This is a genomic window from Streptomyces sp. NPDC101151 (genome assembly GCF_044768335.1).
In the GTDB taxonomy this organism is placed as follows: Bacteria; Actinomycetota; Actinomycetes; order Streptomycetales; family Streptomycetaceae; genus Streptomyces.
This window is the reverse complement of record NZ_JBIWPP010000055.1, coordinates 1-21,737: the sequence shown is the minus strand read 5'-3', so window position 1 is coordinate 21,737 and position 21,737 is coordinate 1. Positions and strand designations below refer to the sequence as shown.

The following is a 21,737-nucleotide window of genomic DNA, read 5'->3' as shown; positions in this document are numbered from 1 at the left end:
GCCCGGTCAGCTCGCGGCGCTGTGCAGCATGCTCTGCATGGTGTCCCACAGCACGCCGGCGGTGCGGAAGGTGTCCATGGTGAGCGCGCTGTCGCGGAAGCGGAGCTGGTAGGCCTCCTCCAGTGTGCCGAGGAGCTGGACCGTGCCGAGCGAGTCCAGGCCGAGGTCCTTCAGCTCGGATTCCGGCGTCAGGTCCTCCTGCGGCGGAAGGAACGGCAGGAAGGGGCGGAGTATCTGTTCGAACTGGTCGTCCCACATGGTGGCCTCCAACGAGTCGGGCGGGATCAGGCGGCGCGCGAGCGGCGCCGGGGGGTCATCGCCAGCCGCGGCTGCGCGGCGACGACGTCGAACTGACGAACGGTGCAGGGAACCCGGCCGAAGAGGCTGTCCGGCCCGGCGACGCACAGGCGGCGGACGCCGGCGTCCTTGAGGGCCGTGGTGACGCTCGGCCAGTTCATCGGGTGGTCGAAGCCGTCGAGCAGCATGGTGCGCACGTCCTCGCCGGTGTGCAGCAGCCTGCCGTCCTGGTCGGCGACGACTGGCAGCCCGGGGTCGGCGAAGGAGTAGCGGGACACCACGTCGCGTGCGGCCTTGTCGCGCAGCGACCGGAACGCCGAGGCATGCATGGGGGGCCGCATGGTGTACAGCGGGAGGCTGCCGATGGCACGCAACCGCTCCTGCGTCCACTCCACGCGGCGTTCGGGCAGGGAGATCATGTAGAAGCCGTCGTCGATGTGGCAGGAGATCTCGTGCCACTCCCCCGCCTCGTCGAGTTCGGCGAGGATCTCGTCGAGCCCGTCGCGCGGGGCCCGGACGAAGGACAGGGTGACGATGTCCCGGTGCTCCTCGGCGAAGTACTCCTCCAGGCAGCGGGCGATGTCGGCGGTCAGGCGGATCGCGTCGGGCAGCTCCAGGACGCCGGTGTAGGCGATGGCCGCCTTCTCGCCGAAGCTGGGCCCGGCGACGATGTCGGGTTCCACGCCGAGGTGGTCCCGGGCCCAGTGGGCACAGGCCAGGCAGTTGACGAAGAAGGCGACCTGGGCGGCCTCCGAGTAGTCGCCCGGGGAGAGCCGGAAGGCGTCCACGAGGGAGTAGCCGAGCGCTTCGTCGGCGACGGCGACCAGGTCCCGGGCGAAGGGGTTGGCCACCATGAACCTGCCGACCTCGGCGAACGGGACGGGTCCCATGCCGGGGAAGACGAGCGCGGTGTCGTGTGCCATGGCGGGATCCCCGCCCCCTTTCACAGGATCTCGAGCGTCACAGGCTCTTGAGGAAGTCGGTCATCACCTCGAAGAACCGCTCCGGTTCCTCCAGGTGCGGAAGGTGACTGGACTCCTCGAAGATCTCCCAGCGCGCTCCGGGGATCCTGTCGTGGTACGGCTGGACGACGGCCGGCGTGGCCTCGTCGTGGCGACCGCTGATCAGGAGGGTCGGAGTGCGGATCCGGTGCAGTTCGTCGACGATCGACCAGTCCTTCAGCGAGCCGATGACATGGAACTCGTTGGGCCCGTTCATCGCGTAGTAGACGGTCGGGTCGTTGTAGATCTCCATGAAGGAGGACAGGAAGTCCCGGGGCCAGGGCGTCAGACGGCACACATGACGGTCGTAGAAGACCCGCATTGCGGCCAGGTACTCCTGGCTGTCGTAGGTGCCGGCCGCCTCGTGCCGCCGCAGGGTCTCCTCCACCTCCGGCGGCAGTTCGGCGCGCAGTCGTGCCATCTCCTGCAGCCAGATCGGGTACGAGGCGGGCGCGTCTGCGACGACCAGTCCGCGCAGACCGGGCGGGCCGGTCATGGCGTGCCGGGCGCACAGGGGGCCGCCCCAGGACTGGCCGAACAGCACGTAGTCGCCGGCGATCCCCAACCGCTCGACGAGGTTGGCCAGTTCGTCGAGGAACAGCTCGACCGTCCAGAACTCGGTGCCCTTGCCGGGTAGATGGGTCGATCCGCCGTTGCCCAGCTGGTCGTAGTGGACGACGGGCCAGCCTTCTTCGGCGAGCCGGGCCAGCGGCAGCAGGTAGTCGTGGGTGCTGCCGGGCCCGCCGTGGACGGCGACGACCGCCGGGCGTCCCGCGCCGAGCTCACCGGTCACCCGGTACCAGGTCCGGTACTCCCCGAAGGGGACGGTGCCCTTCGCGCTGGGTTCCGGGGACACGCTGATCACCTCTGCTCGGCTGCGGGACGCGGCGGCCGGGGCACGGACGCCGGCCGGGACCAGGAGAGCGGGGGTGTCGACCGGTGCCTCTTCCGTGGTTCCGCAGCCGACGCTAATCGCCGCTGCGCGCCCGCCAGACCCCTAGCCGCCCCTAGCGCTGTCCGGCCGGCCGAACACCCGTGCCGCGCCCGCGGCCCGGATCGTCCGTGCCGCACCGGCGGAGCCCGGAACCCGTAGGGGCCCGCGGGACAGGGGTCGGGGTTCCGGCCGGGGGGCCGGCGTACGTCTGCCAAGCCCTTAGGGGCGCCTAGGGGTTGGGGCCTTGGGCCGTGGCTGCCTAGCGTCCGAGGGACGGCCGACAGCGCCGCACCGGCGCCGAGCCCGGACCTGCTCCGATGTCGGCGCGGCCCGTTCCCTCCCGTGCGAAGAGGACATGATGACTGCAGCTGCCGAACCGGCCGCCGAGGCCGCTCTGCCGGAGTTCCCGATGCGGCGGGCCTGTCCCTTCAGCCCGCCGGCCGCCTACGCCGACCTGCGCGAGACCGAGCCGGTCTCGCGGGCGCAGCTGAAGGTCAACGGCAAGCCCACCTGGCTGATCACCCGGCACGACCTGTACAAGAAGCTGCTGGGCGACTCGCGGGTCAGCGCGAACCTGAAGCTGCCCGGGTATCCGCTTCAGGTGCCGGTGCCCGAGGAGACGCTCCAGTCGGTGCCGCTGACCTTCCTCTCCATGGACCCGCCGGACCATACGGTGCAACGTCGCATGCTGGCCCCGGAGTTCAGCGTCCGGCGGATGCGCGAGCTGCGCGAGCGGGTGCAGCAGATCGTGGACCAGCAGATCGACCAGATGCTCGCCAAGGGAGCCGACGCCCCGGTGGACCTGGTCACCGCCCTCGCGCTGCCGGTGCCCTCCCTCGTCATCTGTGAACTGCTCGGAGTCCCGTACGAGGACCACGGCCGGTTCGAGGAGTGGGCGTGGGCCATCATGAACCACGACATCAGCGACGAGGACCGGGGCCTCGCGCACTACGAGCTGGACCGGTACGTGGACGGGCTGGTCACCGCCAAGGAGAGCGAGCCGGGCGACGACATGATCAGCCGGCTGATCGAATTCAACCGGAACGCGCCCGCGGTGGAGCACTCCGACATCGTCAGCATGGCCAAGCTGATGCTGGTCACCGGCCACGAGACCACCGCCAACATGATCGCGCTGGGGGTGCTGGCCCTGCTGGAGCACCCCGAGCAGCTCGACGCCGTACGCGAGGAGCCGGAGCTGATGCCGAAGGCGGTGGAGGAGCTGCTGCGCTTCTTCTCCATCTCCGACGCGGGCACCGCGCGGGTCGCCCTGGAGGACATCGAGCTGGACGGGGCGACCATCCGGGCCGGAGAGGGCATCCTGCCGCTGAACAACGCGGCCAACCACGACGAGCGTGTCTTCCCCGACCCCGACCGGCTGGACGTGCGGCGCGAGGCCCGCAGCCACCTGGCGTTCGGCTACGGCGTCCACCAGTGCATCGGCCAGAACCTGGCGCGCATGGAGCTGGACGTCGTCTACACGACACTGCTGCGGCGCATCCCGGCGCTGCGCCTGGCCACCCCGGTCGAGGAGCTGCGGTTCAAGGACGACGCCATCGTCTACGGCCTGTACGAGCTGCCCGTCACCTGGTGACGGACCTCCCCCACACCAACCGTTCCGTCACCGAAAGGCAGCCATGACCCAGTCCGCCGACACCGCACCCGAGACGGGGTCGCCGCTCGCGCAGTTCCCGATGCGGCGCACCTGCCCGTTCAGCGAGCCGCGCGAGTATGCCGAGATGCGCACGGACAACCCCGTCTCACGCGCCGCGCTGAAGGTGAACGGCAAGACGACCTGGCTGGTCACCCGGCACGAGCACGTCCGGCAGGTGCTGGGCGACAGCCGGGTGAGCTCCAACCTGAAACTGCCGGGCTACCCGCACCAGTTCCCCATTCCCGAGGAAATGCTGGCGCAGGTCCGGCTGATGCTGCTGAACATGGACCCGCCGGAGCACACCGCGCAACGGCGCATGCTCATACCGGAGTTCACGGCACGGCGGGTGAAGGAGATGCGCCCGCGCATCCAGGAGATCGTCGACGAGCACGTCGACGCGATGCTGGCCGCGGGCGGCCCCGTGGACCTGGTCACCGCCCTCGCGCTGCCGGTGCCCTCGCTGGTGATCTGCGAGCTGCTCGGCGTGCCCTACGAGGACCACGCCCAGTTCGAGGAGTGGTCGGCGGCGATGATGAACCACGATCTGAGCCCGGCGGAGTACGGGGCCGCGGTGCAGGCCCTGGACATGTACCTGGACAAGCTCGTCACCCTCAAGGAGAACGAGCCGGGGGACGACCTCATCAGCCGTTTCCTGGAGAAGAACCACGCCGAGCAGGTCGCCGACCACGTCGACGTGGTGACGATGGCGCGGCTGATGCTGGTCGGCGGCCATGAGACGACTGCCAACATGATCGCCCTCGGCGTGCTGGCCCTGCTGCGGCACCCCGACCAGATGGCCGAGCTGCAGGCCGACCCCGCGCTCCTCCCCAACGCCATCGAGGAGCTGCTCCGTGTCTTCTCCATCTCCGACTCCGGCACGGCGCGGGTGGCGGTGGCGGACATCGAGGTCGGAGACGTCACCATCCGCGCCGGTGAGGGCATCCTCGCGCTGAACAACGCGGCCGACCACGACGAGTCCGTCTTCCCGGACCCGGGCACCCTCGACATCCACCGCAAGGAGGCCCGCAGCCACCTCGCCTTCGGCTACGGAATCCACCAGTGCATCGGCGCCAACCTCGCCCGGGTGGAACTGGAGGCCGTCTACGGCACGCTGCTGCGCCGCATCCCCGGCCTCCGGCTGGCCGCCACACCGGACGAGCTGCGGTTCAAGGACGACGCCATGGTCTACGGCGTCTACGAACTCCCCGTCACCTGGTGACGGCCGACCCGATCGGAGTCCCCCTCATGCGTGTCACCGCCGAACGCGACCGGTGCGTGGGCTCCGGACAGTGCGTGCTGCTCAGCCCCGAGGTGTTCGACCAGGACGACGACGGTCTGGTCGTCGTCCTGCGGGAGGAGCCGTCCGGGGAGTTCCGCGAGGAGATCCACCAGGCCGCCGACCTGTGCCCGTCGCGCTCCATCCGCCTGCACGGCTGAAGAGCCGTGCCGGACGGACTTCGCTCCCCCGCGACGTCATACACCGGCCGCGGCCCCCGGCCCCGGCGCCCGTACGCCGGCTTCGGCACGGCGGAGGAGTCCAACGCCCGGTACCGCCGGCTGATCGCGCACGGCGCCACCGGCCTGTCCTTCGCCTTCGACCTGCCCACCCGGCTGGGCCACGACTCCGACGCGCCCGTCGCGCGTGGCGCGGTCGGCCGGGACGGCGTGGCCATCGACTCCCTGGACGACATGCGGGTGCTGTTGAGCGGCATACCGCTGGACAGGGTGTCCACGTCGATGGCGGTCGACGCACCGGCCGCGCTCCTCCTGCTGCTGTACCAGCTGGTTGCGGAGGAGCACGGCGTCCCGGCCGACAGGCTCACCGGCGCGATCCAGAACGACGTGCGCACGCGGTGCGTCTCCCACGGGACGTGCATTTTCCCGCCCGGGCCCGCGCTACGGCTGACCACGGACATCCTCACGTACTGCAAGGCCGAGATCCCGGGGTGGCGGACGCTCTCGGTCTCCGGCCGCTCCCTGGCCGGGGCAGGGGCCTCCCCGGCGCGGGAGATCGCGTTCGGCGTGGCCGACGGCGCCGGGTACGGCCCTGCGGCGGTGGCGGCGGGCCCGGACGCGGACGACTCCGTCCTCGGCCCCGCAGCCGAGGCCCGGCAGGCCGAACGCCTGGCCAAACATCGCGCCTGGCGCGACCAGGACCGTGTGGGCCTCCGCGTCGACGAGCTGCGAAGGGCGGCGTCGGGGCAGGACAACGTCCTGTATCCCATGAAGGAGGCGCTCGCCGCCGGCGCGACGGTGGGCGAGATCTGCGACGCGCTGCGGGAGACCTGGGGCAGCTGCGCACCTGGCGGCACCGGTCTCACGAACGGCCCGCGCCGTGCCCGCCGTGCACAAGTCGAGTACCCGTAGCCACCCCCGAGCGCCGGAGGAACCCTGATGAAGGCAGTCTTGAACCGGGTCGTCGTGGTCGGCGCTTCGGCAGGCGGCCTGGGCGCCGCCGAGGCACTGCGCCGGGCGGGATACGAGGGTGCGATCACGCTCGTCGGTGACGAGGCCGAGCCGCCCTACGACCGCCCGCCGCTGTCCAAGCAACTGCTGTGCGGCCACTGGGAGCCGGAGCGGCTCGCGCTGCGCCCGACCGCCGATCTGAACGCTCTGGCACTGGAGTTGCGCCTCGGTGTGCCGGCGGCGCGGCTGGATCCCGGCGCACGGTCGGTCACGCTGGCCGACGGTACCGGGCTGGAGTACGACGCCCTGGTCGTCGCGACCGGTGTCCGGGCCCGGCGCCTGCCCGGCACCGACGGCGTCGCCGGAGTGCACACGCTGCGCACGCTCCGGGACGCGCTGGCGCTGCGGGCGCGGCTGCGCCGGGGCCGCCGGCTGGTCGTCGTCGGCGCCGGGTTCCTCGGCACGGAGGTGGCGGCCGCGGCCCGTGGTCTCGGCGTCGGGGTGACGCTGGTGGAGTCGGCCCCGGTGCCGCTGGCACCGGCCGTCGGTGAGCAGGCCGGACGGTTCCTGGCCCGCCTCCACCAGGACCACGGAGTCGCGGTGTGCGCAGCTGCCTCCGTCACCGAAGTCCTGAGCGCCGAGGGCAGGGTGACCGGCGTGCGGCTGACCGATGCGTCCCCCGGGACGACCGTGGTGCCGGCCGACGATGTGCTCGTGGCCATCGGCTCCGCGCCCAACACCGAGTGGCTCGCGGACAGCGGGCTCACCGTCCAGGACGGACTGCTGTGCGACGAGTACTGCCGCGCCGGGCCCGGCGTGTACGGGGTCGGCGACGTGGCCCGCTGGTACAACCCGCTGTTCGGTACGGCGATGCGCGTCGAGCACCGCACCAACGCGACCGAGCAGGCCATGGCCGTCGCCCGTGGTCTCGTCGGTCCCGGGGAGCGGCGGCCGTTCGCCCCGGTGCCGTACTTCTGGTCCGACCAGTACGGCACCAGGTTCCAGGCGCACGGCCGGCTGCGCGGCCACGACGAAGCACGTGTCCTCGACAGTGACTTCGCCGGGCGGCGGCTGCTCGTCGCCTACCGGACCGGAGACCGGATCGCCGGCGTGCTCGCCGCGGGAGTGTCACCGACGACGGTGCGCGCGTGGCGCTCCCTCGTGGCGGCCCGCTCTCCGTGGGAGGCCGCGCTCACCGGCTCGATCACCGCCTAGACGATCTACTCCAAGCGGTCGCTCCGGGTGCTCGTCAGCTCAGTTGCCGTACGGATATGAGTAGATGGCGGTGGTCTTCACGTGCCGCGTCATCCGCGTCCGGTACGCCACTGAGCAGTGCCCGCCGGCCGGGGCCCAGAAGTTCAAAGCGCACTTGGGAGGCGTTGAAGGAGTTGAGGGCTTCCAGCAAGTACGCGGGGTTGAAGGCGACCGCCAGCTCATCGGCGTCGGCCAACGTGGCCGCGAGCGCCTGCGAAGCGATGTCGTCTTCGTAGCCCGCTTGCAGGAGGACGGTTCCCTGGGCGGAGAAGTCGAGCCGGATCGGGCTGTCCGGCTCCGCTACGACCGCGACTCGGCGGACCGCGTCGGCGAGCGCCTCCCGCTGCGTGACCGCGACTGCCGGGCTGTCCAGCGTGAACAACTTGTCGTAGCGCGGCAGCCGCCCTTCCAGCAACCGCAGTGTCGTACGCATCCCGGTTCCCTCGAAGGCGATCAAGGCACCACCCGAGCCACCCGTGTCGGTGAGCCCGATGCGGATCAGCCCCGAGTCCGCACAGGCGCCCCGACGCGCTTCTGGGCGATAAGGGCTACGACAACAACCCCAACCGGCGCGAACTGCGCAGGCGCCGCATCCTGCCGGTGATCTCCCGCAAGGGCGCTCCGAACATCAAGGACCTGAGAAAGCTCCGTTACGTCGTCGAGCAGACCTTCTCGCTCCTGCACCATTTCAAGCGTCTGGCTGTCCGCTGGGAACGACGCCTCGACCTGCACGACGCCCTCGTCTCCCTGGCCTGCAGCCTCATCTGCTGGAGACGCCTCAAGAAAGCCCGGCCCCAGGGCAAAGGCCCCGGACCGATACGGTCCGGAGCCTTTGACGTACCACCGGTGACGAGACCGGCGCTCTGCGCCGGGTCACCCGCCAGGAGGTCACCGAGCTCGCCGACGAGGCGGGGGCGTGCGTGTCGATGTCGCGTGCCGGGCGGCGACGACGTGGGCGGGCCACTCCTGCTGGATCGTGCCTCGCCGGCAGGGAGGAGCGGTCAGCCGGTGATCATTGCTCGGTGGAATCGTCCTGCCCGGTGTTTCAGCCGCCGCCAGGTTCAGGGCTCTCCGGGCTGACGCGAATGAGACCCGGGCCGGCGTGGACAAACGAGTCCCCGAGTTGCACGTCGTGGCCGTCGTCGCAGCGGAGTACCGCGTGCACCGCGCTACCGCATTCCTTGTGGCCTAGCACCACGGGGGGCCCCTGTTCGTCCGTGGCCCAGGTGTCACCCCACTGCCGCAGCGCCACGAGGACGGGCAGGAAGTCCCGGCCCTTCTGGGTCGGCTGATAGGCGTAGCGGGTCCGCTGCCCGGGCTCCTGGTAGGGGACGCGCTCCAAGAGTCCGGCGGCGGTCAGTTCCTTCAGGCGCGCCGAGGCGGCGGGTTCGCCGATGCCCACGCGCTTGGCGAAGTCGTCGAAGCGACGCGTGCCGAAGAACGCCTCGCGCATGATCAGCAGCGCTGTCCTGGTGCCAACGATCTCCAGAGTCCTGGCGATGGAGCAGTTGGCCATGGACCAGGCGTCCCGTTCCGTCAACAGATCTTTCATCTCTCAACCCTTCACCTGACTTGCCTCATGCATAGCCAGGCTATAACGTCACGGCTAACTTCTGCAATCGTAAGTCAGCTGGGGTGCGCGCACCCCGAGGGAAGAATGATGGACATCAACACAGCAACCGTCCTGGTCACCGGGGCCAACCGCGGGCTCGGAAGGGCACTCGCTCAGGAACTGGTCGCGCGCGGCGCCACGGTGTACGGGGCGAGCCGCCGACCGGACCAGATCGATCTACCCGGCGTGAAAGCGATCCGGATCGACGTCACCGACCCCGCCTCCGTGGCCGCGGCTGCCGAGGAGGCCCGTGGCATCTCCGTGCTGATCAACAATGCGGGCAGTTCCACGGGTGCCGATCTACTGACCGGCGGTTGGGACGCCGTCCGCCTGGAGATGGAGACCCACTACCTGGGCACCCTCAGCATGATCCGGGCTTTCGCCCCGGTGATCGAGGCCCAGGGCGGAGGCGCCGTCCTCAACATCCTGTCCGCGCTGTCGTGGATCAGTCTTCCCACCGTCGGTGCCTACTCCGCAGCCAAGGCCGCGCAATGGAGCCTGACCAACGCGATGCGTCAGCAGCTTGCACCCCGGGGCATCACCGTGGCCGGACTCCACGTCGGCTACATGGACACCGACATGGCCCGCCATGTCGCCGGGCCCAAGAGCGACCCGGCGGACGTCGCCCGCGCGGCCGTTGACGGCATCGCCTCCGGCGCTGCCGAGATCGTCGTCGACGACGTCAGCCGCCAGGTACAGGCCGACCTCTCCGGTGGCGTCGCCGCCCTCTACCCGCAGCTCGGCTGAGACGAGGACACCATGGCTTCCACCCCTTCCCCCGCCGCGGGCCGACTCGAGCCGGCCGACGAGCAACCCGGCAACCAGCTCTCCTCACACCAGCCCTCCCGCTTCGCCGCGGCCGTCGCGCTCGTCGCGATGTGCCTGGGTTGCATGACGACCTTTCTGCTGATCACCGCATCGGTGTCGGCACTGTCGGCCATCCAGGACGACCTGCACGTCTCCCCAACCGGCCTCGTCTGGATCCCCTCCGCGTACACCCTGCTCGTGGCCAGTCTGGTGATGTCCGCGGGCACCGTCGGCAACCTCTACGGCCGCAAGCGCGCCTTCCTAGCCGGCACCGCGATCATGATCATTGGGTCGCTCACCGTCTACGCCGCGGGTTCAGCAGGCGGCGTCATCGCCGGTCAGCTTGTCTCCGGTCTCGGCGCCGCTCTCATCCTGCCCAACAGCCTGGCCATCCTGGGAGCTACTTTCCCCGACCCACACCGGCGCACCGAAGTCGTCACCGCCTGGGCAGCCTCCTCCGGCATCGGGCTGGCCCTGGGCCCTCTGATCGCGGGCACATTGCTGGACCACTTCCACTGGAACACGGTCTTCTTGTCGACCGCGGTCCTTGCCGTGGTCACCATGGCCGCCGCTGTCTTCGTCGCCGAGTCGCGCGGCCCGGGCGGCAAGCTCGACATCCCGGGCCAGCTCCTGGCCGTCCTGGGTATCGCCGCCCTCGTCTACGCCCTCATCGAAGGCGGACACGACGGCTACACCAGTCCCCGGATCCTCATCACCTGGTTCATAGCGGCGGCGGCCCTGACCGGTTTCGTTCTTGTCGAGCGTACGGGCCGCACGCCCATGCTGGACATCACCCTGTTCCGGTCGGCGTCGTTCAGCGCTGTCATGTTCGTCGCGGCCGTTTCCCTGTTCGGCTTCACCGGCATGGCCATCCTGTCGGTGCTCTTCTACGAGCGCGTCCAGCATCTGTCCGCCCTGGACGTGGGATGGCGACTGCTGGCCTTCTTCGGCGTCTACGTCATCGTCGCCTACGCGACCGGACGCGTGATCCGCCGCACCGGCTTCAAGCTCCCGCTGACCCTGGGCTTCCTCATCGGAGCCGCTGCCACGACCGGATTCACCACGCTGGAGCCGACCACCCCCTATGCCCGGGTGTGGTGGCTGTACGTGCTCTTCGGAGTCGCATGCGGGATGGTGGCCGCGCCGAGCACCGCCGCCGCCCTGGTCAGCGTCTCCCATGAACGCGCCGGCATGGCCTCCGGAGCCGTCAACGCCTTCCGCCAGATCGGATCCGTCACTGGCTCCTCCCTCCTCGGCGCACTCCTCGCCAGCCGGCTTCAGTCCCAACTGCCGACCCGGCTCGGCGCTCACCACGTGCCCCGAGCAGCCTGGCCCGCCGTCGAGCACGCCGTTTCCACCGGCAACGGCGGCCACCCAGCGGCCCCGCCGAATGTGACCGCGGCGGTCGGCGACGCCTTCACCTCGGGCGTCCATGCCGGCATGACCGTCATCGCCGCCGTATTCCTGTGCGCGGCCCTCGCCTCAGCGCTTCTGGTGCACAACCGACCGCACCACACCACCGGCACGACGACTGACGCGTAGCTTCCAGGAGCGGCACCGAGAACCGTGGATTTGCCTGCGCAGCGATGCCGACCGGGCCGGGGCCTGCGGTGAAGGACCTACACCAGTCGCAGAATCGGCCGGGAGCACGCTGGTGCCGGCCCTGGGACCGGCCGACCATGCCATCGGCCGGTCCCGCCTGCTGTACAGCAGGCGGGTACAGCAACCACCCCCACCCCGTACGGCATGGCAAAGCGCCAGGACCGGCACATGGTCAGGCACTTCGCGCGTGGTCCGGAGGACCCTGGGCATGCCCGGGTCGGACAGGGCCGCTTCGGTGTACCGCGGCCCACGTCCGTTGGAGGTACCCGAGCCCCAGATCATGACAGCCACGAACACGTCACGCAGGCCGTCGGCTCTCCCGGAAGAACTCGAGATACCACCCGCCGACGAACCAATCCGGTATCCGCTCGAAACAGCCGCGCCAAGTACGCGTCTCGTCAAACCGCGTCAGCGGCTCCATCACCTCGTCCTCGTACCGTGCAAGGACTAGGACCTGCGCCATTCTGCTCATGAGGGCATGCCATCCCGTAGAGCTGACAAGTGGCAAGTTCGTTCCGTCGCACGGCTTGCGACTCGCGCGTCCAGCACCAGCGCGGACCTTACGGGACAGCTCCAGTGAGGCGGTGGCGGGGGTTTGCTCCCCTACGCCCCCCCTAGCGCGGCCCGGCATGGGCGGCCAGCAGGGCGAGGACCTCCCGCTGATGGGACGTCAGGTAGAAGTGACCGCCCTTGAACGCGTGGAACTCGGCCGACGCGTCCGTGTGGCGCGACCAGGCGCGTGCCTCGTCCACGGTGACCTTGGGGTCGTCGTCGCCGACCAGGCTGACTACGGGACACCGAAGGTTCGGGCCGGGCTCGTAGACGTAGGTCTCGGCGGCGCGGTAGTCGGCGCGGATCGCGGGCAGGGCCATGCGGATGAGTTCGGCGTCGTCGAGGATGGCCGAGTCCGTTCCGCTCAGCTGCCGCATCTCCTCGACGAGCCCGTCGTCGTCACGCAGATGGACGGTTTCGTGGCGCGGGCAGGAGGGGGCCCGGCGGGCGGAGACGAACAGTGCGCGCAGGACGACGCCGTGGTCGCGTTCCAGCCGGCGGGCGACCTCGAAGCCGAGGGTCGCGCCCATGCTGTGGCCGAAGAAGAGCAGGGGCCGGTCCGTCCACGGCAGCAGTACGGAGGTGACGTGGTCGGCGAGTTGGTCAAGGCTCGTGGCGCACGGCTCGTTGCGGCGGTCCTGGCGCCCCGGGTACTGCACGGCGAGCACATCCACGGAGGCCGGCATGCTCGCCGACACCGGGCGGTAGAAGGCCGCGGAGCCGCCCGCGTGGGGCAGGCACACCAGCCTGGCCGCCGCGTCCGGACGGGGGTGGTAGCGGCGGATCCAGAGGCGGTCCTGCTCGGCGAGCGTGGTCATGGGGCGGGCGTTCCCTTCCTGGCGGTGGCCGCGGCGCAGGCCGCGCGGCGTTGCCCCAGCAGTCTCACGAGCACGGAGGCGACCGGACACCCCTATCCGCCCCAACCGGTGTGCTCAGGCGTTGAGGTAGGCCAGCACCGCGAGCACGCGGCGGTTGCTGTCGCTCGACGGGGGCAGCAACAGCTTGGTGAAGATGTTCGAGATGTGCTTCGCGGCCGCGCCCTCGGTGACGGTGAGCCGCTGGGCGATCGCCGTGTTCGAGCAGCCCTCGGCCATGAGCTCCAGCACCTCGCGCTCACGCGCGCTGAGCGCGGCCAGCGGCTCGTCGCGGGAGTGACTGGTCATCAACTGGGCGACCACGGCCGGGTCCATGGCCGTTCCGCCGGCCGCGACCCGGCGTACGGCGTCGATGAACTGCTCGTCGTCCAGCACGCTGTCCTTCAGCAGATAGCCGATGCCGCCCGTGCCGTCGGCCAGCAGCTCGCGGGCGTACATCTGCTCGACGTGCTGGGAGAGGACGAGGATCGGCAGACCGGGCTGCTCGCGGCGGGCACGCAGTGCGGCCTGGAGGCCCTCGGTGGTGAAGGTGGGCGGCAGCCGTACGTCGACGATGGCGAGGTCGGGCCGGTGCTCGGCGATCGCGGCGGCGAGGTCCGTGCCGTTGTCGACGGCGGCGGCCACCTCGAATCCGTACGCCTCCAGCAGTTGGATGATCCCCTGCCTCAGGAGGAAGAGGTCTTCGGCGAGGACAACGCGCACGGTAGCTCCATCTTCATCACGGTCGGACCGCCCGGGGGACTGTCGATCTCCAGGACCCCGTCAAAGGATGCCAGCCGCCGCCGGATGCCCTCCAGACCACTCCCGGCCGAGGCGTCGGCGCCACCGCGGCCGTCGTCGGTGACGCGCGCGTGCAGAGTGCCGTCGTCGCACCAGGCGACGACCTCCACCCGCTGGGCGTCGGCATGCTTGAGAACGTTGGTGAGCAGCTCCGACACCGCGAAGTACACGGCGGACTCGACCGGGTCGGGCAGCCTGTCGGTCAGATCCGCGACCACGGTGACGTGCAGCGGGCTGGCCAGGCCCAGAGCGCGCAGGGCGTCGGCCAGGCCCCGCTCCGCGAGGACCGGCGGGTGGATGCCGCGGACCAGGTCGCGCAGTTCGCGCAGGGCCTGCACGGACGAGGAGCGCGCCTGCCGCAGCATCCGGCGCGCCTCCTCGGGGTCCTGGCTCATCTTCCGGTCCACGGCGCCGAGTTGGAGACCCAGGCCGACGAGCCGGGCCTGTGCGCCGTCGTGCAGGTCGCGTTCGATGCGGCGCAGTTCGGCGGCCTGGATGTCGAGGGCGCCGGAGCGGGTCTCCGACAGGTGCTGGACCCGGGTGGCCAGTTGGGACCGCCGGGTCGGGCCGAGCAGGAACCGGACGAAGTAGGCGTACCCCTTGAGGACCAGCGGGCCGAGGACCAGCCAGCCGGTGAACACGACGAGTGCCAGCAGGGCGGCGGCCAGCGCGGCCGGCCAGCTGTCGACCGTGACGAAGGCGTACCAGCGGCCCGGTCCGCTCTCCGCGATGGGCTGCCACAGGCCGCAGGCCAGGAACAGCCCCTCCCCCGCGTAGTAGAGCAGGGCGGCCGGTACGAAACCGGCCAGGCCGACCACGCAGTTGAGCAGCAGCCACAGCAGATCCCGCCAGGTCGCGGGGTCGGCGAGGATCCACTTGCAGCGCCGCATCCAGCCGACGATGTCCTTCTCGATCTCCTCCGGCTCGGGCCGGTAGGGCCGCTCCACCGGGACGCCGGAGCGCGTGGCCGCGCGCCGGTTGAGGTCGCACAGCCGGCGCACCGCGCGGGTCAGGTAGGGCAGCGCGAGAAAGCCGATGCCGATCAGGCACAGGATGATGAAGTAGCTGGTGGTGACGAAGAGGACGACCGACAGCAGGGCTCCGGTGGCGACGGCCACACCGACCAGGGTGTCCAGGGTGGCGCGGCGGAGGCGGCCGCGCCACGCGACCGGCACAGTCTTCATGCCCTCATGTTCCCATCCCGGGCCACCGGTCACGGAAGGGCCGCCCCCGCCCGGGGGAAGCGGGGACGGCCCGGCCAAGGGGTGGCTCACGCGGCCTTCACCGTGTCCACTGCTGGGCTGCGCATACCGCGCCACGAGGGCAGCAGCGTGGCACCGAACACCAGCAGCAACGACCCGCCGACGATGGCGAGATAGATGCCGATGGATCCGGAGGGCAGGTACGAGTCGCTCTTGACGAGGCTGTAGGGAACGATGGTCGTCGCGGAGGCGATCGTGCCGAGCACGGTGGCGATGACGCCGATCAGCACGCCCTCGACGGTCAGCATGCGGAGCACCTGGGCGCGGGTCGCGCCGGTGAGCCGCTGGAGGCCGAACTCCGCGCGCCGCTTCCGGGTGACCGCCACCAGGGTGTTGACGACGGTGATCGCGGCGTACCCCACGATCATGGCGACGATGGTGTAGTTGGCGGACACCAGGATCTGCTGGATCTGATTGTTCCGGCCGGCCAGCGAGGAGCTGTCGTCCAGTTCGGTGCCGGGTACCCGGGCGGCCAGCGCGGCGAGGCGGTCATGGACTTCGGTGCCGCTCCCGGGTGCGGCGCGGACCAGGATCTGCGGCGGCAGCCCGTCGCCGGTGTGCGGGGCGAGGGTCGCCGCGGGCAGGGTCAGGTACTCCTGCTTTGGGTTGTCGGCGTACAGGGCCACTACGGTGGGACGTACGGCTGTGCCGTCGCCGAGGTGCATGGGCAGCCGGTCGCCGACCTTCAACCCGTACTCGCGGGCCTTCTTGTCGGACAGGGCCACGGTGTCGCCGCGCAGGCCGGTGAGGGAGCCGGCTACGACGGGCAGGTCGAGGCTCTGCCGGACGCCGTCGGCGGAGACGCCGCGCAGGTCGGCGTCGGCCGGGCCGTCCGGGCGGTCCACGAAGCCGCGGCTGGTGACGAATTCGGAGGCCGCGGCCACACCGGGTGTGGTGCGCACCCGGTCGACGACGCCGGGTGCGAATCCGCCCGTCGTGGAGTCGAGGACGTACTGGGCGAGGATGTTCTGGTCGTAGGAGCGCTTGGAGACGTGGTCCTCGGTGGACTGCATGTACAGGGTGCCGGTGGCGATGCCGATGAGCAGGACGATCGGGGCGACGGCGCCGGCCATGCGGACGTTGGCGGTGGCGGCGTTGCGCAGCGCGAGGTGGCCGGAGAGTCCGGAGAGGGCGCGCACCGGCAGCCGCAGCAGCGCCACCATGGCCTTGGTGATGCCGGGGGCGAGCAGGGCGAGGCCGATGCAGAACAGCACGGAGGCGGGTCCGGCGGTGCTGGCGAGGGTGGGGCTGTCCTCCATCGTGGTGGTGGCGATCGCCAGTCCAATGCCGTTGGCGAGGAAGAACAGCGCGAGCAGCAGCCGGGTCACGCTGAACCAACTGGTGCCGGCGGTGGCTTCGGCCAGGGCCGCGACCGGCTCGGTGCGGGCGGCCCTGCGTCCGGCGAAGCGGGTGGCGCCGGCCGCGGCGAGGACGGTGACGATCGCTCCGACAGCCATCGGGATCCAGCCGCAGTGGTAGACGATCTCCGGCGACACCACGCCGCTGGAGGTGAGCACCCCGTAGAGCATCCGGCCGATGGCCCATCCGGGAAGCAGGGCGAGCAGCACGGAGCCCACCGACAGCACGGCCGTCTCGGTGAGGATCATCCGGCGCAGTTGCTGCGGAGTGGAGCCGACGGCGCGCAGCAGGGCCATCTCACGGGCGCGCTGCTGGAGCGAGAGGCCGAGGGTGGAGGCGACGCCGAACATCACGATCAGCACGACCGAGGAGCCGAAGACGGCCGCGAGGATGACGACGGTGCGCTTGCTGGGGAGGGTGCCGGGCAGTTCGGCGAGTCCACGCTGCTCGCCGGTGAGCACCTCGGCGTGGTCTCCGACGGCCGAGCGCACGGCGTCGGCGACGGTGGTGACGCTCTTGCCGGCGGCGGGCAGGACGCCGATGGAGTCGATGCGGCCGCCGGCGAGGGTGCGTGCCTCGTCGTCCGTGAAGAACACGGCGGCGTCGGGATTGCGGTCGCCGCGATGTTCGGCGATGCCGCTCACCCGGAACCGCCGGGTGGTGCCCTGGACGACGATGTCGACCGAAGAGCCGGGACGGGCGTCGGCGCGGTCCGCGAGTCCCGAGTCGAGGACCACCTCGCCGCCGGCGGCGGGGGATCCACCGACGGCGAGGGTATAGGGGGTGAGCCGGGCGCTTGCCCAGCCGTGGCCGTACGAGGCGGACTCGCCGGTCACCGGCTTGCCGTCCTTGAGGACGGTGGCCGGGAGCGACACGTCGCCGACGGCCGTGCGCACGCCGTCGGCCCGGGCCACCTTGCCGACCAGACCGGGGTCGATGCGGTGACGCTCCGTCAGAGCGGTGGAGTCGTAGGTCTGTTCGCCGGTGACGACGACCGGGGCGCCCTGCAGACGCTGCGGGTCGGCCGCCATGCGGACGCCCGTCTCCATCAGGCCGCCGCAGCCGATGACGATGGCGGCGCCGAGGAACATGGCGAGGAAGGTCGCGACGAAGCTCGTCCTGCGGAACTTCAGGGTGCGCAGTGCCAGGCGCCACATCAGTAACGCCCTCCCGAGGACAGCGGCGAGCCCTGCTGGTGGGTGTCGTCCTCCCAGGCGCCGAGCCTGGTCATCCGGGCGGCGACGGCGTCGGCCGTCGGCCGGTGCAGTTCGCCGGCGAAGGCGCCGTCGGCGAGGAAGACCACGCGGTCGGCGTACGAGGCGGCCACCGGGTCGTGGGTGACCATGACCAGCGTCTGGCGGGCGGTGTCGACGGACTCGCGCAGGAGGGTGAGCACGGAGGCGGCGGTGCGGGTGTCGAGCGCGCCGGTGGGCTCGTCGGCGAAGACCACCGCGGGGCGGGTCACCAGGGCGCGGGCGATGGCGACACGCTGCTGCTGGCCGCCGGACAGCTGGGACGGCAGGTGACCGAGGCGGTCGGCCAGGCCCACGCGCTGCACGACCTCGCGGATCAGCCCCTTGTCGGGCCGCTGTCCGGCCAGTTGCAGCGGCAGCGTGATGTTCTGCATGACCGTCAGGGCGGGCAGCAGGTTGAAGGACTGGAAGATGAAGCCGATCCGGTCGCGGCGCAGCTTGGTCAGCCGGGTGTCGTCCAGGCCCGCGAGGTCGGTGCCGCCCACGGTGACCGTGCCGGAACTGGGCTGTACCAGTCCGGCGGCGCAGTGCAGAAAGGTGCTCTTTCCCGAGCCGGACGGTCCCATCACGGCGGTGAAGGTGCCGTCGGCGAAGCTCATGGTGAGCCCGCGGAGCGCGGCCACCTGGCTGTCTCCTCGGCCATAGGTCTTCGACACGGCATCCAGCCGTACCGCCTCCGCCCGGCGGAGGTCGTGTGAAGTGTGCACTCGGGCTCCCCTATGAGATAACGCGCTTCTCGCGCGGTGTCTGCGGACCAGATTAGGAAGACTGCGGCTGCGGCACATTGGCATTGTCCGGCCAGTTCGAGGTAGAGGTTTCTCTACCTCGGCACACCAGGTTTCGGCGGCCGCCCGCGAAGTTCGTGAAGCGGTGTCACCACCTTGTCCTCATATTTGGCTCCCTCCGAAAGGGCCGGTTGACACCCGTGTCTCACAGCGCATCTGCGGGTACCGTCAAAGCCGTCAGAAGAATCTACGAAAGATGGGAAGTCCCATGGCCAGGAGGCCTGACCACGAGCTGGCCGCGCAGGTCCGGCCCGACGGATATCTGGAGCTGTTCTCCCGGCGTACGGGAAAGCGGCACCGGTGCGGCCCACGTGGCACGACGATGTGGCTGGCGCTCCAGCGCAGCAACTGGCAGCCGGAATCGGCAGCGGACGAAATCGCCTGTCAATTAGGTGTCGATCCGGACAGTATCCGCTGCGATATCCAAGCGTGGTTGGCGCATTTCCGTGAGGCCGGCGAGTGAGGAAATAGCGGGGCGCGGGCAGCCTTTCGGCCGCCCTCGCCCGTCCCGTTCGGCCTCCGCCCTGTGTCAGGAGGTGCCGGCGGCTCGCGTTGCCGTCAGCCACGCCTCGACCGCTTCGGCGGTGGTCTCCGCGAAATCCTCCAGAATCGTGAAGTGCGTGCCGGGTACGTCGACCGGTTCGTGCTCGGCGGGCCAGGTGGCCCGCCAGTCGTCGGTACCGGTGCCGGTGGCGAAGGACTCCTTGGGCCGCACGAACAGCACGGGTGCCGCCAGGGCGCCCGGCACGCAGTGCTGGATCAGTTCGCTGTAGCGGCTCATCGCGGCGAGGCGGGCGGCCCCGAAGCCGCCGAGGGACGACTCGCGGTCCAGCATGCCGTCGAACATCTGCCGCCACAGTTCGTCCTTGCCGTCGTCCCCGGGCAGATAGGTGTCCAGCAGCACCAGGCCCGAGGCCGGCTGTCCGGCCTTCTCCATGATCTCGGCCGCCGCGTGGGCGAACTGGCCGCCGGAGGAGTAGCCGAGAAGCACGTACGGCTGTTCGTCCGGGCAGGCCCGGCGGATGCCTTCGACGACCGCCTGCACGACCGCGTCGACGGATCGCGGCAGCGCCTCGCCGGGGCCGAAGCCGGGCATCGCGGGCACCAGGACGTCACGGCGGCCGTGGAAGTGCCGCGCGAATCGGGCGAACTGATGGGCGCCGCCGAGTGCCATCGGGGAGGGCAGGCAGACGAGCCGCGGGGAGGCGTCGCCGGTGGCCGGCCGCACCGGGTCGGCGAGGTCCGCGAGTTCGGCCAGGGAGGAGAAGCCGGGGAGGATGTCGGCGACGGTGCGCAGGAGGTCGATGGCCTGTGCCATCCGCCCGTCTGCCGCCGCGCGCCGCACCAGCCCGGTGACCGATTCGAGGTCCGTGACGCCGTCGGCCGGGTCCGGCCCGCCGCCGGTCAGGTGTCCGCGCAGGGCGGCCGCGAGGGCGGCCGGGGTGCGGTGGTCGAAGACGGCTCCGGCCGGCAGTGTGCCGCCCAGGGCGTTGCCGAGGGCGTTGCGCAGTTCGGCCGCGGAGACGGAGTCCATGCCGATCTCCAGGAAGACGGCGTCGGGCTCGACATCCTCCGGTCCCGCATGGCCGAGGACCGCGGCGGTCCGGGCCCGGACCAGGTCGGTCAGCAGCGCCTCCTGTTCGGCCGGCGGCGCACCGGTGAGCCGCTGCCGCCACGGCTCGGCGTCCGCGGTCGCGTCGGCCGCGGCGGGCCGGGGCTCGGCGAGGTGGGCGGCGGTGAGTGCCACGTCCGCGTTCAGCCAGTACCGCTCGTGCCGGAAGGCGTAGGTGGGCAGTTCGGCGTGGGCCGTACCGGGAAAGAGCGCTGCCCAGTCGGGGGCGAGGCCGTCGGTGTACAGGCGGGCGAGGCCGGACACGAGGGCCGCGGGCTCGCTGCCGTGACGGCGGCCAAGGGCGACGAAGACGGCGCCGTCGGCTTCCGGGCACTCCCGGGCGAGGCCGGTCAGGACGGCATCGGGACCGAGTTCGACGAAGCGGCCGACGCCCGTGGCGGTGAGCGCGGCGACGGCGTCGGCGAACCGGACCGTCTCCCGCACGTGCCGCACCCAGTAGCCGGGGTCGCGCAGCTGCTCGTCGTCGGCGGGGCGGCCGGTGAGGGTGGACACCAGCGGGATGCGCTGCTGGTGGAAGGTCAGCTTCTCGGCCACGGCCCGGAATTCGTCGAGCATGCCGTCCATCAGGGGTGAGTGGAAGGCGTGGGAGACGGCGAGCCGCTTGGTCTTCGCGAATCCCTCGGCGGCGGCGAGCACCGCATCCTCCTCGCCCGAAAGGACCACGGACGACGGGCCGTTGACCGCGGCGAGCCCGACGCGGCCGTCCAGCAGCGGCCGCACCTCGTCCTCGGTGGCCTGTACGGCGACCATCGCGCCGCCTTCGGGCAGTGCCTGCATGAGACGGCCGCGGGCCGCGACCAGGGTGCAGGCGTCGTCCAGGTCGAGGACGCCTGCCACATGGGCGGCGGCGAGTTCGCCGACCGAGTGCCCGGCCAGGATGTCGGGCCTCACGCCGAAGGACTCCAGCAGCCGGAACAGGGCCACCTCGAAGGCGAACAGTGCCGTCTGCGCGTACTGGGTGCGGTGGACGGCGTCGGCGTCGGCGCCCGCCGGCAGTCCGGCCAGGTCCATTCCGAGCCTGGCGTCGATCTCGTCGAAGGCTTCGGCGAACGCCTGGTATCGGGACCGCAGTTCGAGGCCCATGCCGAGGCGCTGGGCGCCCTGGCCGGTGAACAGGAACGCCGTGCGGACTCCCGTCCGGGCCTTTCCGGCGACCGCCGAGGGTGCGAGCGTCCCGGTGGCGAGGGCGTGCAGAGCCGCCAGGAGCTGGTCCCGGTCGGTCCCGGTGACGGCCGCGCGGTGGTCGAGGACGGCCCGCCGGGTGCCGAGGGCCCGGGCGACCGCCGCCGGGTGCAGCTGTGGGCGGTCCGCCAGGAAGGCATGCAGCCGCTCGGCCTGCGCGGGGAGGGCCCGTGCGGACCGGCCGGACAGGGGCCATACGACGGCCGGGGCGTCGGCGTCGGCGTCGGCATCGGTGACGGGCCGGTCCTCGGCGGACGGCTCCTCGATGATCGTGTGGGCGTTGGTGCCGCTGATCCCGAAGGAGGAGATGCCGGCCCGGCGCGGTCGGTCCGTCGCCGGCCATGCCTGCTCCTCGGTGAGGAGGCGTACCTTGCCGGCGTCCCAGTCGACCTTTGTCGACGGCTGATCCACGTGCAGAGTCTTCGGCAGCATCCCGTTGCGCATGGCCATCACCATCTTGATGACACCCGCGACACCGGCAGCCGCCTGCGT

At 71.1% G+C, this 21,737-nt stretch carries 20 protein-coding genes and 2 pseudogenes; 10 read left to right on the top strand and 12 right to left on the bottom strand.

The annotated features are described in order from the left end of the window. Nucleotides 1-6 precede the first annotated feature (6 nt). From ACIRU3_RS43785 to ACIRU3_RS43775, 3 genes are read right to left on the bottom strand one after another with little or no spacing between them, the layout of a single operon-like run. Entirely contained in the window at nt 7-258 is a 252-nt protein-coding gene (locus ACIRU3_RS43785) for a phosphopantetheine-binding protein (protein WP_404069403.1), read from the bottom strand. Between the two features lie 26 nt (nt 259-284). Continuing rightward, nucleotides 285-1,220, bottom strand: coding sequence for an ACP S-malonyltransferase (locus ACIRU3_RS43780; protein WP_404069401.1), 936 nt, complete (start codon nt 1,218-1,220; stop codon nt 285-287). 37 nt (nt 1,221-1,257) lie between these two features. Beyond that, entirely contained in the window at nt 1,258-2,154 is an 897-nt protein-coding gene (locus ACIRU3_RS43775; RefSeq protein ID WP_404069399.1) for a proline iminopeptidase-family hydrolase, read from the bottom strand. A 436-nt stretch (nt 2,155-2,590) separates the two neighbouring features. Between ACIRU3_RS43775 and ACIRU3_RS43770 the strand changes: the two genes are divergently transcribed. Genes ACIRU3_RS43770 through ACIRU3_RS43750 form a run of 5 tightly spaced genes read left to right on the top strand, consistent with a single transcriptional unit; the run spans nt 2,591 to nt 7,504 of the window. Beyond that, nucleotides 2,591-3,823 carry a cytochrome P450 gene (locus ACIRU3_RS43770; protein ID WP_404069421.1) on the top strand — a complete coding sequence of 411 codons (1,233 nt, stop codon included), beginning with the start codon at nt 2,591-2,593 and terminating at the stop codon, nt 3,821-3,823. A 43-nt stretch (nt 3,824-3,866) separates the two neighbouring features. Continuing rightward, nucleotides 3,867-5,102, top strand: a complete 1,236-nt coding sequence (locus ACIRU3_RS43765; RefSeq protein WP_404069397.1) for a cytochrome P450 — start codon at nt 3,867-3,869, stop codon at nt 5,100-5,102. A gap of 26 nt (nt 5,103-5,128) precedes the next feature. Beyond that, nucleotides 5,129-5,320, top strand: coding sequence for a ferredoxin (locus tag ACIRU3_RS43760; protein WP_404069395.1), 192 nt, complete (start codon nt 5,129-5,131; stop codon nt 5,318-5,320). A 6-nt stretch (nt 5,321-5,326) separates the two neighbouring features. Further along, complete coding sequence (locus ACIRU3_RS43755) at nt 5,327-6,250, top strand: methylmalonyl-CoA mutase family protein (protein WP_404069393.1); 924 nt, start codon at nt 5,327-5,329, stop codon at nt 6,248-6,250. A 27-nt stretch (nt 6,251-6,277) separates the two neighbouring features. Continuing rightward, nucleotides 6,278-7,504 carry an NAD(P)/FAD-dependent oxidoreductase gene (locus tag ACIRU3_RS43750; RefSeq protein WP_404069391.1) on the top strand — a complete coding sequence of 409 codons (1,227 nt, stop codon included), beginning with the start codon at nt 6,278-6,280 and terminating at the stop codon, nt 7,502-7,504. A 34-nt stretch (nt 7,505-7,538) separates the two neighbouring features. On the opposite strand, the gene ACIRU3_RS43745 is transcribed toward ACIRU3_RS43750, so the two are convergent. Then, nucleotides 7,539-8,000: a DNA polymerase III subunit beta gene (locus tag ACIRU3_RS43745; protein ID WP_404069389.1), complete on the bottom strand. Its 462-nt coding sequence runs from the start codon at nt 7,998-8,000 to the stop codon at nt 7,539-7,541. 71 nt (nt 8,001-8,071) lie between these two features. Here ACIRU3_RS43745 and ACIRU3_RS43740 point away from each other — a divergent pair. Together ACIRU3_RS43740 and ACIRU3_RS43735 are read left to right on the top strand one after the other, a co-directional pair. Further along, nucleotides 8,072-8,296 (top strand): annotated as a pseudogene (locus tag ACIRU3_RS43740) (transposase); the annotation flags it as partial. An 86-nt stretch (nt 8,297-8,382) separates the two neighbouring features. Then, nucleotides 8,383-8,460 (top strand): annotated as a pseudogene (locus ACIRU3_RS43735) (NUDIX hydrolase); the annotation flags it as partial. A gap of 128 nt (nt 8,461-8,588) precedes the next feature. On the opposite strand, the gene ACIRU3_RS43730 reads toward ACIRU3_RS43735, so the two are convergent. Then, entirely contained in the window at nt 8,589-9,095 is a 507-nt protein-coding gene (locus ACIRU3_RS43730; protein WP_404069387.1) for a winged helix-turn-helix transcriptional regulator, read from the bottom strand. Between the two features lie 108 nt (nt 9,096-9,203). On the opposite strand from ACIRU3_RS43730, the gene ACIRU3_RS43725 reads away from it, so the two are divergent. Continuing rightward, the gene (locus tag ACIRU3_RS43725; protein WP_404069385.1) at nt 9,204-9,902 is read left to right on the top strand and encodes an SDR family oxidoreductase; all 699 of its coding nucleotides are present in this window, start codon (nt 9,204-9,206) and stop codon (nt 9,900-9,902) included. Between the two features lie 12 nt (nt 9,903-9,914). After that, nucleotides 9,915-11,504, top strand: a complete 1,590-nt coding sequence (locus ACIRU3_RS43720) for an MFS transporter (RefSeq protein ID WP_404069383.1) — start codon at nt 9,915-9,917, stop codon at nt 11,502-11,504. Here the strand turns inward: ACIRU3_RS43720 and ACIRU3_RS43715 are convergent. The 6 genes from ACIRU3_RS43715 to ACIRU3_RS43690 all read right to left on the bottom strand — a co-directional run bounded on the left by ACIRU3_RS43715 (nt 11,445) and on the right by ACIRU3_RS43690 (nt 18,352). After that, nucleotides 11,445-11,846 (bottom strand): hypothetical protein, encoded by a 402-nt coding sequence (locus ACIRU3_RS43715; RefSeq protein WP_404069419.1) that lies wholly within the window; start codon nt 11,844-11,846, stop codon nt 11,445-11,447. The two genes, ACIRU3_RS43720 and ACIRU3_RS43715, sit on opposite strands and share 60 nt — an antisense overlap. Before the next feature lie 332 nt (nt 11,847-12,178). Next, complete coding sequence (locus tag ACIRU3_RS43710; protein WP_404069380.1) at nt 12,179-12,934, bottom strand: thioesterase II family protein; 756 nt, start codon at nt 12,932-12,934, stop codon at nt 12,179-12,181. A gap of 114 nt (nt 12,935-13,048) precedes the next feature. Beyond that, on the bottom strand, nt 13,049-13,693 hold the full coding sequence (locus tag ACIRU3_RS43705; protein ID WP_404069378.1) for a response regulator: 645 nt from the start codon (nt 13,691-13,693) through the stop codon (nt 13,049-13,051). Continuing rightward, nucleotides 13,657-14,955, bottom strand: a complete 1,299-nt coding sequence (locus ACIRU3_RS43700) for a sensor histidine kinase (protein WP_404069376.1) — start codon at nt 14,953-14,955, stop codon at nt 13,657-13,659. Before ACIRU3_RS43700 ends, ACIRU3_RS43705 begins: the two co-directional genes overlap by 37 nt. A gap of 86 nt (nt 14,956-15,041) precedes the next feature. Beyond that, the gene (locus tag ACIRU3_RS43695; protein ID WP_404069374.1) at nt 15,042-17,549 is read right to left on the bottom strand and encodes an FtsX-like permease family protein; all 2,508 of its coding nucleotides are present in this window, start codon (nt 17,547-17,549) and stop codon (nt 15,042-15,044) included. Then, nucleotides 17,549-18,352, bottom strand: a complete 804-nt coding sequence (locus ACIRU3_RS43690; protein WP_404069372.1) for an ABC transporter ATP-binding protein — start codon at nt 18,350-18,352, stop codon at nt 17,549-17,551. The genes ACIRU3_RS43695 and ACIRU3_RS43690 overlap by 1 nt, the downstream gene beginning before the upstream one ends. Before the next feature lie 286 nt (nt 18,353-18,638). Here ACIRU3_RS43690 and ACIRU3_RS43685 point away from each other — a divergent pair, with 286 nt between their 5' ends. Further along, entirely contained in the window at nt 18,639-18,893 is a 255-nt protein-coding gene (locus ACIRU3_RS43685) for a hypothetical protein (RefSeq protein ID WP_404069370.1), read from the top strand. A gap of 66 nt (nt 18,894-18,959) precedes the next feature. Here the strand turns inward: ACIRU3_RS43685 and ACIRU3_RS43680 are convergent. Continuing rightward, nucleotides 18,960-21,737: alpha/beta fold hydrolase (locus ACIRU3_RS43680; protein WP_404069368.1), on the bottom strand; the 2,778-nt coding region annotated here is incomplete at its 5' end.

Excerpts from the sequence above, each read along its gene's own strand:
- ACIRU3_RS43785 (WP_404069403.1), bottom strand. The coding sequence starts at position 258 with ATGTGGGACGACCAGTTCGAACAGATACTCCGCCCCTTCCTGCCGTTC.
- ACIRU3_RS43780 (WP_404069401.1), bottom strand. The coding sequence starts at position 1,220 with ATGGCACACGACACCGCGCTCGTCTTCCCCGGCATGGGACCCGTCCCG.
- ACIRU3_RS43770 (WP_404069421.1), top strand. The coding sequence starts at position 2,591 with ATGACTGCAGCTGCCGAACCGGCCGCCGAGGCCGCTCTGCCGGAGTTC.
- ACIRU3_RS43765 (WP_404069397.1), top strand. The coding sequence starts at position 3,867 with ATGACCCAGTCCGCCGACACCGCACCCGAGACGGGGTCGCCGCTCGCG.
- ACIRU3_RS43760 (WP_404069395.1), top strand. The coding sequence starts at position 5,129 with ATGCGTGTCACCGCCGAACGCGACCGGTGCGTGGGCTCCGGACAGTGC.
- ACIRU3_RS43750 (WP_404069391.1), top strand. The coding sequence starts at position 6,278 with ATGAAGGCAGTCTTGAACCGGGTCGTCGTGGTCGGCGCTTCGGCAGGC.
- ACIRU3_RS43730 (WP_404069387.1), bottom strand. The coding sequence starts at position 9,095 with ATGAAAGATCTGTTGACGGAACGGGACGCCTGGTCCATGGCCAACTGC.
- ACIRU3_RS43725 (WP_404069385.1), top strand. The coding sequence starts at position 9,204 with ATGGACATCAACACAGCAACCGTCCTGGTCACCGGGGCCAACCGCGGG.
- ACIRU3_RS43720 (WP_404069383.1), top strand. The coding sequence starts at position 9,915 with ATGGCTTCCACCCCTTCCCCCGCCGCGGGCCGACTCGAGCCGGCCGAC.
- ACIRU3_RS43715 (WP_404069419.1), bottom strand. The coding sequence starts at position 11,846 with ATGATCTGGGGCTCGGGTACCTCCAACGGACGTGGGCCGCGGTACACC.
- ACIRU3_RS43710 (WP_404069380.1), bottom strand. The coding sequence starts at position 12,934 with ATGACCACGCTCGCCGAGCAGGACCGCCTCTGGATCCGCCGCTACCAC.
- ACIRU3_RS43700 (WP_404069376.1), bottom strand. The coding sequence starts at position 14,955 with ATGAAGACTGTGCCGGTCGCGTGGCGCGGCCGCCTCCGCCGCGCCACC.
- ACIRU3_RS43695 (WP_404069374.1), bottom strand. The coding sequence starts at position 17,549 with ATGTGGCGCCTGGCACTGCGCACCCTGAAGTTCCGCAGGACGAGCTTC.
- ACIRU3_RS43685 (WP_404069370.1), top strand. The coding sequence starts at position 18,639 with ATGGCCAGGAGGCCTGACCACGAGCTGGCCGCGCAGGTCCGGCCCGAC.